Source organism: Wolbachia endosymbiont (group A) of Udea olivalis, assembly GCF_964028365.1.
GTDB classification, from domain to species: domain Bacteria; phylum Pseudomonadota; class Alphaproteobacteria; order Rickettsiales; family Anaplasmataceae; genus Wolbachia; species Wolbachia pipientis.
Genome location: NZ_OZ034773.1, coordinates 140,275 through 157,149 on the forward strand (window position 1 = coordinate 140,275; position 16,875 = coordinate 157,149).

The 16,875-nt window shown below is 35.8% G+C and carries 16 protein-coding genes; 10 read left to right on the forward strand and 6 right to left on the reverse strand.

The features are described 5' to 3' along the window. Window positions 1–606, reverse strand: a complete 606-nt coding sequence (gene recR / locus ABWU32_RS00695) for a recombination mediator RecR (protein ID WP_010963080.1) — start codon at window positions 604–606, stop codon at window positions 1–3. 1,040 nt (window positions 607–1,646) lie between these two features. Beyond that, window positions 1,647–2,066, reverse strand: coding sequence for a nucleoside-diphosphate kinase (gene ndk, locus ABWU32_RS00700; protein ID WP_015589428.1), 420 nt, complete (start codon window positions 2,064–2,066; stop codon window positions 1,647–1,649). 113 nt (window positions 2,067–2,179) lie between these two features. Here ndk and ABWU32_RS00705 point away from each other — a divergent pair, with 113 nt between their 5' ends. From ABWU32_RS00705 to ABWU32_RS00715, 3 genes are all read left to right on the forward strand, one after another. Continuing rightward, window positions 2,180–3,001 carry a hypothetical protein gene (locus ABWU32_RS00705; protein ID WP_015589429.1) on the forward strand — a complete coding sequence of 274 codons (822 nt, stop codon included), beginning with the start codon at window positions 2,180–2,182 and terminating at the stop codon, window positions 2,999–3,001. Continuing rightward, on the forward strand, window positions 3,002–3,949 hold the full coding sequence (gene hemH, locus ABWU32_RS00710) for a ferrochelatase (RefSeq protein ID WP_010082099.1): 948 nt from the start codon (window positions 3,002–3,004) through the stop codon (window positions 3,947–3,949). Window positions 3,950–4,019: 70 nt separating this feature from the next. Beyond that, a complete protein-coding gene (locus ABWU32_RS00715; protein ID WP_006280195.1) occupies window positions 4,020–4,817 on the forward strand; it encodes a hypothetical protein in 798 nt (265 codons plus the stop codon). Window positions 4,818–4,820: 3 nt separating this feature from the next. On the opposite strand, the gene gshA is transcribed toward ABWU32_RS00715, so the two are convergent. Beyond that, window positions 4,821–5,981: a glutamate--cysteine ligase gene (gene gshA, locus ABWU32_RS00720; RefSeq protein ID WP_015589431.1), complete on the reverse strand. Its 1,161-nt coding sequence runs from the start codon at window positions 5,979–5,981 to the stop codon at window positions 4,821–4,823. Between the two features lie 115 nt (window positions 5,982–6,096). Between gshA and hslV the strand changes: the two genes are divergently transcribed. Then, window positions 6,097–6,651, forward strand: a complete 555-nt coding sequence (gene hslV, locus ABWU32_RS00725) for an ATP-dependent protease subunit HslV (protein WP_353278687.1) — start codon at window positions 6,097–6,099, stop codon at window positions 6,649–6,651. A 1-nt stretch (window position 6,652) separates the two neighbouring features. After that, window positions 6,653–8,143 (forward strand): ATP-dependent protease ATPase subunit HslU, encoded by a 1,491-nt coding sequence (hslU, locus tag ABWU32_RS00730; protein WP_006280200.1) that lies wholly within the window; start codon window positions 6,653–6,655, stop codon window positions 8,141–8,143. A gap of 68 nt (window positions 8,144–8,211) precedes the next feature. Here hslU and ABWU32_RS00735 read toward each other — a convergent pair whose 3' ends face one another. Both ABWU32_RS00735 and ABWU32_RS00740 read right to left on the reverse strand, forming a co-directional pair. Next, window positions 8,212–9,153 carry an FKBP-type peptidyl-prolyl cis-trans isomerase gene (locus ABWU32_RS00735; protein WP_015589432.1) on the reverse strand — a complete coding sequence of 314 codons (942 nt, stop codon included), beginning with the start codon at window positions 9,151–9,153 and terminating at the stop codon, window positions 8,212–8,214. Further along, on the reverse strand, window positions 9,146–9,937 hold the full coding sequence (locus ABWU32_RS00740; RefSeq protein ID WP_265027909.1) for a polyprenyl synthetase family protein: 792 nt from the start codon (window positions 9,935–9,937) through the stop codon (window positions 9,146–9,148). The genes ABWU32_RS00735 and ABWU32_RS00740 overlap by 8 nt, the downstream gene beginning before the upstream one ends. A 145-nt stretch (window positions 9,938–10,082) precedes the next feature. Here ABWU32_RS00740 and acpP point away from each other — a divergent pair, with 145 nt between their 5' ends. From acpP to thyX, 5 genes are all read left to right on the forward strand, one after another. Further along, window positions 10,083–10,343 carry an acyl carrier protein gene (gene acpP / locus ABWU32_RS00745; protein WP_006279836.1) on the forward strand — a complete coding sequence of 87 codons (261 nt, stop codon included), beginning with the start codon at window positions 10,083–10,085 and terminating at the stop codon, window positions 10,341–10,343. 13 nt (window positions 10,344–10,356) lie between these two features. Further along, complete coding sequence (fabF, locus tag ABWU32_RS00750; RefSeq protein WP_015589434.1) at window positions 10,357–11,628, forward strand: beta-ketoacyl-ACP synthase II; 1,272 nt, start codon at window positions 10,357–10,359, stop codon at window positions 11,626–11,628. Between the two features lie 590 nt (window positions 11,629–12,218). Then, window positions 12,219–12,704 (forward strand): CPBP family intramembrane glutamic endopeptidase, encoded by a 486-nt coding sequence (locus tag ABWU32_RS00755; RefSeq protein WP_227738600.1) that lies wholly within the window; start codon window positions 12,219–12,221, stop codon window positions 12,702–12,704. A 155-nt stretch (window positions 12,705–12,859) separates the two neighbouring features. Beyond that, a complete protein-coding gene (murA, locus tag ABWU32_RS00760) occupies window positions 12,860–14,137 on the forward strand; it encodes a UDP-N-acetylglucosamine 1-carboxyvinyltransferase (RefSeq protein ID WP_006279833.1) in 1,278 nt (425 codons plus the stop codon). Window positions 14,138–14,146: 9 nt separating this feature from the next. Then, window positions 14,147–15,001: an FAD-dependent thymidylate synthase gene (thyX, locus tag ABWU32_RS00765; protein WP_015589436.1), complete on the forward strand. Its 855-nt coding sequence runs from the start codon at window positions 14,147–14,149 to the stop codon at window positions 14,999–15,001. 72 nt (window positions 15,002–15,073) lie between these two features. Here thyX and ABWU32_RS00770 read toward each other — a convergent pair whose 3' ends face one another. Then, entirely contained in the window at window positions 15,074–16,858 is a 1,785-nt protein-coding gene (locus ABWU32_RS00770; RefSeq protein ID WP_265027910.1) for a hypothetical protein, read from the reverse strand. Window positions 16,859–16,875 lie beyond the last annotated feature (17 nt).

Consider the following 16,875-nt stretch of genomic DNA (forward strand, 5'->3'; position numbering starts at 1 on the left):
TTATTTTATATTTAACTCATATTCTTGTCTTGAAGTAAGTGCTATCCTCAGCGTTCCTTCATCAAGATAGTCAATTTCTCCGCCCATTGGTATGCCGCAAGCAAGACGTGATATTTTCACATCCAAATTTTTTAGCAATTCAATTATATATTGTGCAGTAACTTGACCCTCTAATGTCGGATTAATTGCGATAATTATCTCTTCAATTTTAGACTCTGTCACTCTTTTCAGAATAGTATCAAGGTTGAGTTCTTTTGGACCTATGCCATTTATCGCAGACAATCTGCCCCCCAAAACATGGTATAAACCTGAATATATATTTCCTTTTTCAAACGCCCATAAATCACCCAATTCTTCTACTACACACAGTAACTTAGTGTCACGTTTTGGGTTAGTACAAATAGAACAAGGTGATTTAGTATCTAGATTTCCGCAAACTTCACACTCTATTATAAGATCTGCTAGCTCTTTAATCAAAGATGCAAGTGGTAGCATAACTTTTTCTTTGTTTTGGAGTAAATGTATAACTAACCTGCGTGATGATGATGGCCCTAAACTTGGCAATTTAGAGAAAGCATGAACTAGATTCTTTATGTTAACGTTCATTCAATAAATTCAGAATAGGCAGTCAAATGGTAACATCAAACCCTTTGTAAAGAAAGTGGTAAGTTTCTCTTGATCCACTTTGATTAGCTATAGAAAAAATTTTTTACTCTAACGCAAAAAATTACTTCCGCACACTTAAAGCCTGATTATAATAGACTTCTTGCATAACCCAAACTAAGTAGAAAAAGGTATCATCCGAGTAGCTCTCCTTTGTCATCCCAGTGCCCAGACACTGGGATCCAGGAATTTTATTAAGTTTGTAAGCATAAAAGTATAGCTAACGTGAGCTCTACGTCATACTGCCGCGAACCGTCATACCGCGATTCATTCGCGGTATCTCGGCCGCTAACAAGTAGCGGGATGACGGTTGTCAGGCTAGCTGTCATCCCAGTGCCCAGACACTGGGATGACAAAAAAAGGAGCACTGGAATGACAGCAATCTACGTCATACCGCGATTCATTCGCGGTATCTCAGCCGCTAACAAGAGATCCCGCTAACAAGCAGCGGGATGACGGTTGTCGTTTAGCCATAAACATTAAGAAATTTACCAAATAAAAAAAAAGGCAAAAGAAGCCCTGGGGTTATTATCTGCTTTAAAATATTGGCGTTTTTTATGTTTTAAACGCTTGACAAGCAAGATTTAGCTGCTTTTAATTGCAACTAACCTACGCTGCAAATGTTTAAGAAATTTACTAAGCAGAAAAAAAGACAAAGAATCCCCGAGTTAGCTAGTCTTTTACTATCTCTGTCGAGTATTGGCATTTTTTGATGTCTTGTAACGCTTTATAAGCGCGTTCAGCTTATTTAGATAAAAATCTAGATGTAGATGAAGTTTTGTAAAGACATACAGTATCTATATACTGCAAAAAATTGAATATAAGACGCCGATACATTAAGTAATCCTTACCTTTTAATCTGCAGATTGGCGAAAGCAAATACAATAGCTTCAGTTTCATGATAAGGGGGCTGGCGGAGGGTGTCAAGCAAGTTTTTTCGTTTCTATGTTGTCAGCTACTTGGATGACGCCAATCTGAGTTGACTACACCAACTCACATTCAGCAAAAAAGAAAGCTATCTCCTTACGAGCATTTTCTAGACTATCTGAGCCGTGAACTCTATTTTCACTAATATCATCAGCAAAATCACCCCTGATTGTGCCTTTATCTGCCTGCTTTGGATCGGTAGCTCCCATGATTTGTCTGTATTTACTTACTGCATTTTCACCAACTAAAACTTGAACTACCACAGAACCAGAGGTCATAAACTCTACTAATTCCCCAAAAAAAGGCCTATCTTTATGAATTTCATAAAACAGCTCTGCTTGTTTTTTTGTTAGTAACATCATTTTTTGTGCTGTGATTTTCAGCCCAGATTGTTCGATGTAGGAATTTATATTGCCTGTAATATTATTTTTTACTGCATCAGGTTTTAATATCGAAAGTGTCTTCTCAATTGCCATATTATTCCCTTATATAAGATTGTATATTTATGGATTCATTTTATTGCAAATTTTGATTTGATAAAAGTAGTTTTTTATTTATAGTTAAGAATAAACCATCAAGGAGGTATTGTATGGGTGAATGTTGTAAAAATAACACTACTAAACAAGCTGAGCCTACCACTAAAAAACAAGCTAAATCTACTACTAAAAAATTAGTAAGTAACTTTAAGTCATCACTTTTTTGTGGAACAAAAGGATTTTTAACTTTTAATTTGGCCTTTTTAAGCTTTTTGGAATATAGCTTACATCATAATACAGAATTAAAAAAAGGTGCTGCTTTTGCAATGAAAAGAAACACTATTCCATTTCTTGAAATGGCTATCATAGTGCCATTTGTTTGTTTTGCACTGCCAGCTATGCTAGGCAGTATGAGCCTCATGCAATGCGCACTTTTATGTGCTTCCTTAATGATTGCCACATGTTTTATTGTCAGAACTTTTCATCTGCGTGAGAAGTTAATGGAAAAAATCACTAACCATAGTAGAAAAGAAATAGACGCGGAATTTAAGAAAGATACTATAAAATTTCCTATCTTTGATCAAAATAGAAAACACACCGAGTATAATTCGCCTAACTCAGGGCGACTACTGGATGAAACAAGTAGCACCTCTCTTTTCGTTAAAGTTTTACTTTTTCCCCTCAAGGTTCTTCTGAATGTCCTGCAAAGTTGTATAATGCTATCTTTAGCTGCTGTTGAACTTCTTGAAACGGTACCAAGTCTTTTTGTCGATACATTTTTCGATTGGAACTTCACATCTACCAAGAGTAACCTGAAGAGATCAGGCCACTTATTGTATGCCAGTGTAAGAAATTTAGTGCCTATAACTAAATTTGATGAGTGTGTAGCTAATTTTATAGGCACCCCAGAAGTAACTTGTTGTAGTAGTGCGTAGGTGAAAAAGGCAGTTATCTTATTTAATCTTGGCGGGCCTGATTCACTAAATGCGGTCCGTCCTTTTTTATTCAACCTTTTTTATGACAGGAGAATAATCAATCTACCGAATCCCTTTCGGTTTCTTTTAGCAAAGTTTATATCTGCGAAACGAGAAAATACTGCACGAAAAATATACGAGGAAATTGGAGGTAAATCGCCAATTCTAGAGAATACAAAAATGCAAGCTAATGCTTCAGAACTAAAATTAAACGAAAATAGAAACCATGTACACAAGGTATTCATCTGCATGCGCTATTGGCGTCCATTTGCTGACGAAGTTATTGAAAGTGTAAAACAGTTTGATCCTGACGAAGTAATTCTGCTGCCACTGTATCCACAATATTCAACTACCACAACTCTGTCATCCATCGAGAATTGGCAAAAAAATGCTAAACGGTATGGCCTAAAATGCAATACAAAAATGATTCACCGTTATTATGATAACCAAGATTTTATTGAAGCTCACACTAATCTGATAGCTAAGTACTATAAATTGGCTAGAAAAATCGGTAAACCAAGAGTCCTATTTTCAGCCCATAGCTTACCTCTTAGTATCATTAAAAAGGGCGACCCTTACGCTTCACAGGTAGAAAGAAGCGTAGAGTTAATAGTAGAAAAGTTAGCTATCAATAACTTAGATTGGTCAATATGTTATCAGAGTAAGATTGGTCCTGTAAAATGGCTAGAGCCAAGCACTGAAAGTGAGCTATTACGCGCAAAAGCTGATGGTGTACCTGTAGTTCTATCACCTATATCTTTTGTTTCTGAGCATTCAGAAACTCTAGTTGAACTTGATATAGAATATAAAGCAATTATCAAGGATGGATATTACTTTCGTGTGCCAACTCTCAGTACCGATCCCTTGTTTATAAAATGCTTAGCCGATTTGTGCATAAATCTCCCTTAAAGTCCTGATTCATAGGGCTTTTCTTTTAGGATTTTATGTGATAGAATAACAGGAAGTTATTAACTATTTCATGCCAAACAAGCTAAAAAAGAAATCTAACATACTCGCACAAAGGGTGCATGATATTTATGATCATGATTTCAGGAAGGTAATCTGCATCACAACAGGTTTAACAGCCCTATTGTGTAAGATTTCACTGCAATTTTGCTGCGAGTTCATTGACAATAATAGATCCAATATCTTTCTTATACGGAATGTTGCTCGACTAGTAAAGTTTCCGACATCTATTCTATACATTGCCCATTCTGCATTTACTCTACAGGATCTAATTAAGGATTACAGAAACCCTGAGAGTAAAAAAGAGCTGGCAAAAATTGTGGGTAAATCGGCTAATCTTGCAAGCAGCACCATAGAAGCGCTAATGATGTTGAAAATCATCCATTTTTGCACTGGAAGCAATACAGACATAATAAGTTATATTAACTTAACCTCAACGATCCTATTTTTGTTCATTTCAGAACCTATAAGCTATTATTATACATGCAAGGAATATCTGGATAATAAGGATCCTGAAAAGTCTGCTGAGTGTAAGAAGGACCTTATTATTAGCACATTAACTTTGTCGTTAGGTTTATTAAACTTCATATTAAGAAGGATAGAGACTCCAACTATACCAATAAACTTAGGTAATGGTATAATCTATAATTTCAACTTAAGCGTAACAGTCAGCATAATATATAGTGCAGTATTTCTTGCAGTTCAGCTTGACAAATTGTTTCAACAACCTGTCAATGATGATCCTTCCACTGAACTTGATGATGTTCATAATATAAACGGTCATTCTAATGACAGCACTGTAGAGGTATAAGAATTAGGGATGAAAAGATTTTATTTCTACTGCCAACGCTAGTACTGCTAATTTGCTAACAATACTCCAAAGTGATAGAATTTTACCTTCTACAACCTGGCTAACATCATGAAACTCACAGTCAGTGGCATTCAAGCTAGAATATACATCTTTTCTGCTATTACATCGGTATAAGTAACATGTTGGAGTATCTCCTATATAGTATATTAGCGGTTCTGCAGAACTGCTTTTAAACATGTCAATGGTTGGTACACCTTCTTGTATAATAACGCTATTGATTGCTATTCCTTCTTTTATCTTTTTCATTTTATGACGCTTTTTTTTATTGAGGTTTAATATTTCCTCTCCACTTGTTGCTGTTATAATGCCCATCCCATATGTGCCATTGCTTGCTTTGATAAAAACGTAAGGTTGTGTTTTTATTTCATATTCCTCATATTTTTTTTGCACTAGAGATAATATTTGGTCAACTTTAGTTGCTACTGCTCCTAGTGACAAATCATCATCAAAATCAACTCCATCACAGCTCTCTGTAAGCACAGAAATTAGCCATGGGTCTATTTTAAATTCGCCACAAAACTCAGATGCTAATTCTTGATAGATTTCAAAATACTTAAATTTCTGCCTGCTATGCCAACCGTATAGTGGGCTTGGTACTATATCTTGCTTTACGTCTTTCAGCGTGTCTGGAATGTGGCTCGTCATATCACGGTTCAGTATAATAACATCAGGCACAAATCCTGAAGTTGTCTTTAGCAGAGAGTTTTCTTTCACAACAGTTTCATACTGTTCTATTAAATTGTATACTTCATTATATAAAAGGCCAATTCTAGTCTCAAAACCTGCGAGTTGTAGTATTTTCTCTATAACAAATACGTTTTCTATATACATTTTATTGCGTGTATAATTTTCCGGTATTATAAGAACCTTTTTGTATTGATGTCTTTTAAAATAGCTTTTTATCAATCTTGCTGCCATCGTTCTTGATTCTTCACTTAAGTTATTGAACCCCGCAGGAAATAAATTAGCGTCTACTGGAACGATTTTATAGCCAGAGTTTCTAAGATCTATAGAGCTATAAAATGGCGATGTAAGGCCATTAAATTTTGCTTCGAACCAATTATTTATACTTTTTTCCAAATCTGGGTGAATTATGTTTTGCATCTGCACTTTAAATGTTATAAGGAAGGTATTATATTATAAGCTATAGTTGAACATATTTAGTAAATTTGACTAAAGATTAAAGTATAATGAGATTCTTATTTAAAGTGATAGAAAAATGATTCAACACGATAACAATAAAATGTATGGCACTACTATATTATCAATTAGAAAAGATAAAAGTCTAGTAGTAATAGGTGACGGACAAGTTTCACTGGGCCACACTGTTATAAAATCTGGAGCAAAAAAAGTTAGGCGTCTTTCTGGTGATTCCGTAATTGCTGGATTTGCCGGGGCAACAGCCGACGCATTTACTCTTTTTGAAAGATTAGAATCTAAACTTGACAAGCACCCAGGGCAATTAATGAGAGCATGTGTTGAACTTGCAAAAGACTGGAGAATGGATAAATATCTGAGGAAATTAGAAGCTATGATGATCGTTGCAGATAAATCTATTTCATTAGTAATTACGGGAACAGGTGATGTTCTTGAACCTGAAGATGGAGTCGCAGCTATTGGCTCTGGGGGAAATTTTGCTCTATCTGCAGCAAGAGCTTTAATTGACATTAAAGGAATATCAATAGAGGAAATTGCGAAAAAGGCTATGAAGATAGCTGGCGATATATGTGTTTATACAAATCATAATGTAGTTATTGAAAAGATAGAGGAGTGATATGTCTTCCAAGCAAAAAACTTTATGCACCAATTTTTCCAATCAGCCCATAACCCTTTCAGAAGGGCGGTCTTGTAGTAGTGACACCTACGATGAAAAAGATAACCTCTATAAAGATACTAAGAGTGGTTTTGATTCAAATGACAGCGATGTTCAAGTTAATGACAGCACTCAAGTTTTGTTAGATGACCTGCCACCACAGAAGATAGTTAAAGAATTGGACAGATTCATAATCGGACAGGATGATGCAAAGCGTGCTGTTGCTATTGCGCTCAGAAATCGTTGGCGTCGCAATCAGGTTCCATTTCCATTGCGTGATGAAATCATACCTAAGAATATATTGATGATCGGTCATACAGGGGTTGGTAAAACTGAAATAGCTCGTCGCTTAGCAAAACTTGCCGGTGCACCGTTCATAAAAATTGAGGCAACGAAGTTTACTGAAATAGGGTACGTTGGACGTGACGTTGATTCGATAATACGCGATTTAGTTGATGCAGCAATAGTTTTAGTTAAAGAGAAAGCCCGTAAAGCCTTAGCTAAAAAGGCTTTAATTTTAGCTGAGAAAACAATAGTAAACTCTATGGTAGGCGAAAATGCAACCGAAGAGAGTAAAAAAATTTTTAGAGAAAGGTTGAGGAATAAAGAGTTTGAGGACGGAGAAGTTTCTATTAACGTCAGAGAGAGCAAGAGTATGTTACCTACTTTCGATATACCAGGCATGCCAGGTGGGCAAGTTGGTGTGATGAATGTAACAGAAATAATGGGCAAGATGTTTAACGGGAGCAAAAAAACAAAAACTATTACGGTGAAGGTAAAAGAAGCGCGTGAAATATTAATTAATGAAGAAAGTGAAAGGCTAATGGATGAAGATAAGATAATCAAAGAAGCCATTGATCTTGTTAGTAATGACGGTATAGTATTTTTGGATGAAATAGACAAAATTGCAGCGCGTACAGAAGTAAAAGGTGAAGTAAACAGAGAAGGAGTGCAACGCGATCTGTTACCATTACTTGAAGGAACAACTGTTACAACTAAGTATGGCCATGTAAAAACAGACTATATATTATTTATTGCATCTGGTGCTTTTCATCAGTCTAAACCATCTGACCTCTTACCGGAATTGCAGGGCAGATTACCGATCAGGGTAGAACTTAAGGCACTTACTCAAGAGGATTTAATAAGAATATTAAAGGAACCAGAATCTAGTTTGTTAAAGCAGTACATAGCTTTAATGAAAACAGAAAATGTGACACTTGAGTTCACTGATGATGGTATAAAAACCATAGCTGAAATAGCGTTTACAGTTAATAGGCAAGTGGAAAATATAGGCGCAAGAAGGCTTCACACTGTCATGGAGAAGCTTTTAGATGAAATAAGTTTCATTGCTTCTGAGAAAAATAGCGAAAAATTCATTATAGACAGCAAGTATGTAAAAGATAAACTTGAGTCAATTTCGAAGCAGCTTGATTTATCTAAGTTTATACTTTAGGAAAAACGAAAAGCCTACTTTAAGTAGTATAGAGAGTGTTCAGAAGATTAGCCAGTAGACCTAAAATTTCAGCTATATTCTTTAGGCTGTTTTTCAACAGTAGAATGGTGTGCTGCGACCTCTTGCTTAACATCTAAGCTTAAGTCAATTATTGAGATATTTTTTTCATCATAATCTATGTCTTTTATTAACATATCGTCAGTAATAGTCAAAAGGTCAGGCGGAGAAAGAATAGTTCTTTTATTACCAGCTCTCATTCCCACAACTCCAAGCTCTATAGCAAGTGGTATTTTTTTATCGCCAACCCTAAATTGCACTGTTTGATCTTTGACTATATATTCCCCATTATGCTCCTTTACGCTATATTTAACCGATATCTCATCACCGCACCTTACTTGTTTTCCAGTCTTGTTAATTAAGTCATTAAAAACCATCAGATTATTTACTGAGTCGGGATATTTATCCTTTACTTCGATCAGTTTGACGTAATAAGAATTAAAATTCATTTTGTTCTCATTGGCAATAGTAACTACACGCTCTCCGCCTTCTTTCATACCTATTGCCCCTAAACTCACTTCTTTTAGGTCATCTTGACCTATTTTCAAAGTAACATCAGAAACTTTGCTAGGGAGTGTTGCTGAGTTATTATTAGAAATTTTATATATTTGCAATAGGACTTCCAGGCCACAAAAAGCCTTGCTGCCACTGCCTTCAGTAATTTCATAAAAATTTATCGAATCCTCTTCTTTTTGCTGCGTCATTTCTTCTAAATATTCTGTTAGCCCATGCTTTTCAATATAGCGGTCAAGTGCTGATTCAAGTATTGGCTTCACTAGGTAATATGCTATCGTCTGTATCAAACCACCATGCGTGGCATTTATCTCATAAAGCTTGTCCTTTTTTTCCGGTTTACCTTTGTTTATATAGACAATAGTAAACACAAAAGCAGAAGTTAAAGTGAGAATCATTACTACGGAAATAAGCATTTGTAATATAATTTTTCTAACCATCTTTCTTTACTTGATTCAATAAATCATATAAATAATTAGTATCCCCTGAAAGCGCACTCAAATTATCCAAGCCTTGTTTAAAGAGGCCGTCTATATAGTCCTCTACTTCACTTTTACCAAGCACAGACATTAGGTTATTTGTTTTATCTTGTTCGTAGTCTTCAATATCATCCTTAGCTTGAAAGATAAGCCCTAGGTTTATCCCGTAGTTATATAACGCTCTCCGTTGTTCATCTGTAGCACCCCCTATTATAGCACCTATTTCACATGAAGCTGCAAATAGTTTTGCGGTTTTCATCAAATGAATTTCTTTTATTTTGTTAAAATCTGTGTCAATACCTAAAGCCTGTCCTCCCACCATTCCCCTAATTCCTATTGCTTGAGAGAGCACTTTTATGATCTCACAGCGTTTCTCATTTAACGAAGATAATACCTCAAAAGCCAGAGTAAGTAGTGCATCTCCGGCAAGCACTGCTGTTGCTTCATCAAATTTTTTATGGCAGCTTAGCTGGCTTCTGCGAGTATCACTGTTGTCCATGCACGGTAAATCATCGTGAATTAGAGAGTAAGCATGAACAAATTCAATTGCTGCAGCAACTGATATTACTTTTTTAGCTTCCGCGTTAAACACTTGCGATGAAGCTATGACTAAAAAGGAGCGTATATGTTTTGCAGGAGCAAGGAGTATATAACGCATAGCTGATATAAGCTTATTCTCGCTATTTTCGGGTAAGAGTTTGTTTACTTCTACAATAAGCAAATTTTTTGTTGTTTCGTCTAGCATTTTTGAATTGTTAATTGTTTAGCACGTAACGCTAGCCAGCTAGGGCAGTAGAAAACTTTGCTGTAGTTTACCAGTTATAAAAGATATTGCAAACATAAAAATTTTTTATAACATCAAAGAATAGGTTATTTTTTTGGTAAGAAATGTGAATAGCGAACTAGCAAAGAGCACTAGAGAAGACATAGAAGAAAAAGTGAAAAAGATTATACTAGAGCACATTAGTAAGGATGTAGAGAAATTCAACAGCTCTTCAAAGCTTTCAGAGCATGGTACGGACAGTTTAGATGCAGTTGAAATCATCATGGCGGCAGAAGAAGAGTTCGGGATAGAAATTCCAGATGAAGACGCACAAAAAATGGAAACTATGGAGCAAATAGTTGAGTACATTAATAATAAAAAAGGCTAATAGTTAGTGTTAAATGAGCAGAAGAGTAGTAGTCACTGGTGTTGGTTTAATCACTCCACTAGCAGCAGATGTTGACAACACTTGGTTAAGGCTAATAAAAGGTGAATCCGGCATAAAAGCAATCAATACGGATAGATTTGACTCTTCTGATCTTGCTTGCAAAATTGCAGGGCAGGTGCCGTTGCAATCAGACAACATTGAGCACCATTTCAATCCACTAGATTATATTTCTGAGAAAGACTCAAAAAGGACAGATCGTTTTATCCATTACGGTATTGCAGCAGCTATTCAGGCAGTAGATGATTCATTAATTTTGGAAAGCCAAAATATCAATCGGGAACGTGTTGGTGTGACTATTGGCTCTGGTATAGGTGGTCTTCCGTCAATTCAGGAAAATGTTATTACCATGCAGGAAAAAGGGCCCAGACGTGTCAGTCCATTTTTTGTCCCTGCAAGTCTAATAAATTTGATATCTGGCCATATTTCTATTAAATACGAATTTACAGGTCCAAACGATTCAGCAGTAACCGCATGTGCAACAGGTGCGCATGCAATCATAAACTCAGCAAGAACTATAAAACTTGGTGAAGCGGATGTGATGATTGCAGGTGGAGCAGAAAGTGCACTGTGTAGAGTTGGAATTGCAGGTTTTGCATCTATGAAAGCGTTATCAACTAAATTCAATGATAAACCCAAAGAAGCTTCCAGACCATGGGATGCAGAACGCGATGGTTTTGTTATGGGTGAAGGAGCAGGTATATTGGTGTTGGAAGAATACGAACATGCAAAAAAAAGGGGAGCAAAAATATATGCTGAACTGAATGGATATGGACTCACAGGAGACGCACACCACATCACTGCACCGCATCCAGAAGGAAGAGGCGCATTTAAAGCAATGCAACTTGCTCTTCATAGTGCACAAATTAATCCCAATCAAGTAGGGTATATCAATGCACATGGAACTTCAACACCACTTGGAGATAAAATCGAAGTGATAGCAATGAAAAAGTTGTTCGGCGATTACGCTTATAAAATACCCGTTTCTTCAACTAAATCCTCTACAGGGCACTTGCTTGGTGCTGCAGGAAGCGTTGAGGCAATATTCAGTATTCTTGCATTAAATAATGGGATTATTCCACCAACCTTAAATTTACACAAGCCTTCAGAAGGATGTGATTTAAATTTTGTACCGTTTAAAGCTCAGGAGCATAAAATTCAATATGCACTTTCTAATTCGTTTGGTTTTGGTGGCACTAATGCATCGCTCATATTTGGACAAGTTTAGTTGATGTCACCCCAGTGTCTTCCTCTTGTCATTCCAGTACCCTCCTCTTGTCATGCAAGCAGCTCTCCTACTGTCATCCCAGCACGTGACACTGGGATGACAAACGGTTGTGAAATGGAATACATATAAAAATTAAACTATCAATAGCAATTCAAAAAGAAAAAATATTCTATTCATCCCTGAAGAAGTATTTTATTGACAATTTATGAATAAAGATCAATAATGCAGAAAAGGAATTGATGGGCGTATGCATGAATTTAACCACTATTAATTGTACATTATTTGTTGTAATTACATATTTTTTGACGTGCATTATAGCTTGGTGCTTACCTTTCAAAGACATAACATTATTAACAACATTTGTTCCGGCTTCAGTTGCAATTTTGCTAACCATTTATAATAAACAGAAGGTAAGGGATCTTTTTAAACTTAGTTCGCCAAAAAACTGTCTATTAGGGTTTATACTTATTCTGGTAAGTATGCTAATTTCCAATGGTCTTTTGTCAATTTACTGCGGTTTTTCATTTTTCCGAGAGTCTTTTACGTTAGACCGTGTAAAGGATTTGAGTGCAGTTTTGAGTCCATTAGTGATGTTATTTGTTTTATTATCAACCTTTGTGATGTGGATCATTATGTCTCTTGGTGAAGAGATCGGTTGGCGTGGCTATCTTTTGAAAAATCTTAAAAGCAAAATATCAAATTTTTATATCAGAGCAATTATTGTCGGTATTATTTGGTCAGTATGGCACATACCAACTTATGTGGTTGCTGGCTCAGCTTTGTGGAAGGATGGCTTTACATTCCCGACTATTTGTGCTTATACCCTTTATATTTGTGCAATGTCTATAATGTTTACCTGGTTGTTTGAAAAAGACAACTCGATTTGGCCAGTAACTATTGCTCATGCAACAAATAATCTTGTGTATAGTGTTTTGAGCATTCTAATGCCGTCTCCTCCTCTGTCAACTTTCGATGCAGTAATTCGCCTTACATTAGGAGCAGCTGGTTATTTCATTGTTGCAATTGGTGTTATTTGGTTTGATAAAGCTCGAGAGCGTCATTTGAGTAATTCATAGTATAAAATTTCGGGGGCAATTCGCATCAGGTGTCATGCAGGTAGCATGACACTGGGATGATGAGGAAGAAAAAGCAAATTTTGCCTTTTACGGTCAATCTATTATACTTAGTAAGACTTCAATAAACTAATGAATTATACTTTATATCTAATTAAATGCACAAGATATTAATAAGAAATAACTACAAACCTTTGGTCGGAAAAATCAAGATTAATGGCTCAAAAAATGCTGTTTTACCAATAATGGCAGCAAGTCTATTAAGTAGCTCCCCGGTAATTTTGCATAATGTACCTGATTTAATTGATGTGCATCTAATGTCTAAGTTGCTTGAAAGTCTTGGAGCAGAAGTGAACTTTATGCACAATAAAAATTATAAAGCGAACCATACTTTGAAAATTGACTGCAGCAATATCAACAATCACGTGATGCCATATAAAACCGCAAGTAAGCTAAGAACTTCTTTTCTAATATTGGGTCCAATGCTTAGCAGATTTGGCAAAGCGAGAACAGCATTTCCTGGTGGATGCAACATTGGAAAGCGTCCCGTTGATATGCATATTAAAGCATTAGAAGAAATGGGAGCTAAAATTGAAATTGACGGCTATAATATAATTGCAACAGTGAAAGGAAAGCTACAAGGAAAAGAAATCACATTTGAGAAAATAAGTGTTGGCGCAACAGAAAATGTAATAATGGCAGCAACATTTGCAGAAGGAGTGACAACAATAAACAATGCTGCAACTGAGCCGGAAGTTCTTGATTTAATAGATTTTCTGAAGAAAATGGGTGCTGATATTGAAATTGATAATACAAAGGTCATAATAACAGGAGTTGAAGCACTAAATGGATGTGTTCATAAAATAATACCAGATCGCATAGAAGCAGGCACCTATGCACTAGCTGCTATAATAACCGGTGGTAAGTTGGAGTTGGAAGGAATAAATCTATCTGATATAAGGTGTATTACAAATGAGTTGGAGACTATAGGAGCTATGGTTGAACTGTATGATGGAGGCATTGTTATTTCCAGAAAAAATGGCTCTATTAAGTCTGCTAACGTTGCGACAGATCCATATCCCAATTTTCCCAGTGATATGCAACCACAACTGATGTCTGCAATGTGCATCGCTGATGGGATATCAGTAATTGAAGAGAACATTTTTGAAAACAGATTTACACATGCAGATGAATTGAGAAAGTTAGGTGCTAATATCAGCATCGAGAAAAGCAAAGCTACTATAAGTGGAATAAAAAGCTTATCTGGAGCTAATCTATATGCTACTGACTTAAGATCAACAGCAGCTTTGGTGCTTGCTTCTTTGGTAGCCGGTGGAGAAACTATAATAAACAATTCACATCATTTATGGAGAGGATATGAAGCAATGCATGAAAAACTCAATTCATGTGGAGCTGATATCTCCATTTCGTCTTGAGGATATTTTATGAATGAAGCAACCAAACGAACTATAGTAAAAGAAATAGATGCAATCTTATATGAAGAACATAAGGTATTAGACCATGGATTTATTCGAGTAGTGGATTATATGGGCTCTGATAGCGCTATAGTTCAAGCTGCTCGTGTTTCTTATGGCAAGGGAACAAAACAGATAAGTCAGGATGAAGCACTTATAAAGTATTTAATGAGACATCATCATACAACTCCATTTGAAATGTGTGAAATTAAGTTTCACGTGAAACTTCCAATTTTTGTTGCAAGGCAATGGATAAGGCATAGAACTGCAAATGTGAATGAATATTCAGCAAGGTATTCAATACTTGATAATGAATTTTATACACCTAAACCAGAACAAGTTGCAAAACAATCTGACAATAATAAACAAGGTAGCGGGGAAGCTTTTGATCCAGATACCTCAAAGGAAATAATAGATTCTCTAACAAATGACTCTAATTTAGTATATTCTCATTATGAAAAATTTATTGAGCAGGGGCTTGCAAGAGAAATTGCCAGAACTAACCTAATGCTTAATTACTACACGCAATTTTATTGGAAAATAGATCTGCATAATCTCCTTCATTTTTTGAAGCTTAGAGCTGATAAGCATGCCCAATATGAAATCAGAGTTTATGCAGAAGTTATGCTGGATATAATAAAAAAATGGGTTCCACTGGCCTACAATGCCTTTGTTGAATATTGCCTAGAATCAGCCTGTATTTCAAGAACTGGTCTAGAAATAATTCGCAAATTAATTAAAGGGGAAAACGTTACTAGAGAAGAAAGTAATATTGGTAAAAGAGAATGGGGCGAGCTGATGTCTATACTTGATAAACAATCTTAAAGATAAAGGCATACGTGTCAATCTCCTCTGTCAGTTAACTCTCGTTCACCAGATTGAATCTTGCTTTTTACATCACATTAACTCATCACTTTTATAGAACATCTCATTAAAATCATTTAGAGTTCCAAAATCCTGACCCTTGATAAACAGGTGATCATTAGCAACATGTGCTTCATCAAGAGTAAACAGCTCGTAATGATGATTGTGAGCGGGCCTAACAATTTCATTATATAAAACCATTACTTGTTCGTAGTTATATCCATCGCCAGCATGATATTTACCACGTACGGTATCATAAAAATTCTTTACATCATCATATGTCACTTGCAGCTCCACCTTATACTTTCCCACTTCAAGAGGACTTCCTGTCTTTATTTTTAAGGGATGTTGTGAATTTGCAACACTGTTAGAAGTTTCTGCTTCAATATCAGAATTTTTATCCATATTTTCTATCACACTTGCCATAACAGTTTCTTGTTCATCTTCTGTTGGTTTTGTTTGTTTTTCAGTCTTATTACTGCTACTGTCAGTTTCCACAGTTACTTTTTTTACTTCTATATCTTTTTGAGCTTTCTCATTACTTTGCTTGTGTATTTCATCTCCATGCAATTTTTCCTGCAGAGCTTTTTTCGTATCAGCATAATCATCACGATTGCTTTGCAAAGCTGGTTTATAACTGCTGCTATCATCCGCTTGCATTTGATCTATATAGTTAGATTCTTCTTCCTGTATAGTATTTTTTGCGTTATCCTCACCAACCGTTCCTTTCTCCCCAGACTTGGCTTCACTCTCTACCACAACTTCTTCGTCTACTTGCTCATCATCAATTGTAAATTCAGTACCTATCTGATTGCTATCTTCCTCCAATTCATTAGATAATTTTTCAGATAGCTGGTCACCACTCAAATATGGTTCCTTTGAATATTTAGCATAATTATGGGGATCGGTTCTGTTTTCTGAATAAAACCCACTTTCAAAGTCTGAGTAGGAGCTTTGATTGAGCACAAAAAATAAGTTTTCATAATTAACCAGCATATCACTATCAGGGCTAACAAAATTTAAATATTCATCGCCTTCCCATTCTGGGTGGTGTCTATACTCTGCTATGTAGTATTTACTAGAGTCGAGAGGTATCTTGTCACCTTCTTCCCCATCAAGTTGTAAAACTACTGCTGAATGCCCATTACCTAAATCATTACCTTTTACCACTTTGAATATTTTAATCTCATCCTTTTCTACAAGTTCTTTTAACTCCTCGTTCTTTTCATTTAACTCTTCCTCCCTTTGTCTTTCTGCTTCTCTTTCTCTTGCCAATCTTTCTGCTTCTTCATCAGCTTTCTTCTGCAGTTGTGAGAATACATTTTGTAATATATCTTGTGTGGTTAAGCTATTTGTGTTGCTTAAAAAATTATCTAACACATTTGATGCAATTGGTGACAATTCACCGTGATCATCAAATACTTTTTCCTTTGCTTTATTATAGTGATTTGGGTTATAGATTGCATACAGAGGATAAAAACCATAATCTGCAATTGACGCTCCGTCAGGTGATAGTTCCATTGAGAATCCATAGTAATTAAGTGGAAGATTGGAGGTTAAATATTTACCGTTATCATCCCTAACGTGTAGCTCACTTCTACCATTGTGCTCACTATATTTGTTGTAGTAGATATAAAAATTCTCATGGTTAAGATTGAAGTGATCATCTAGATTATCGAATTGAATTGTACTGCCAAGCTTCTCCCGCAAAAGATTTTTGCTTTCATCTGTAAGCTTTATATGTGCAGAAAAGTAGTATCGATCTATAGGTTTGCCTTTTTCTATTTCAAAGTTCAAAGTAATCTTGTCGTTGACCATTGGTAGCCTCCACAAAT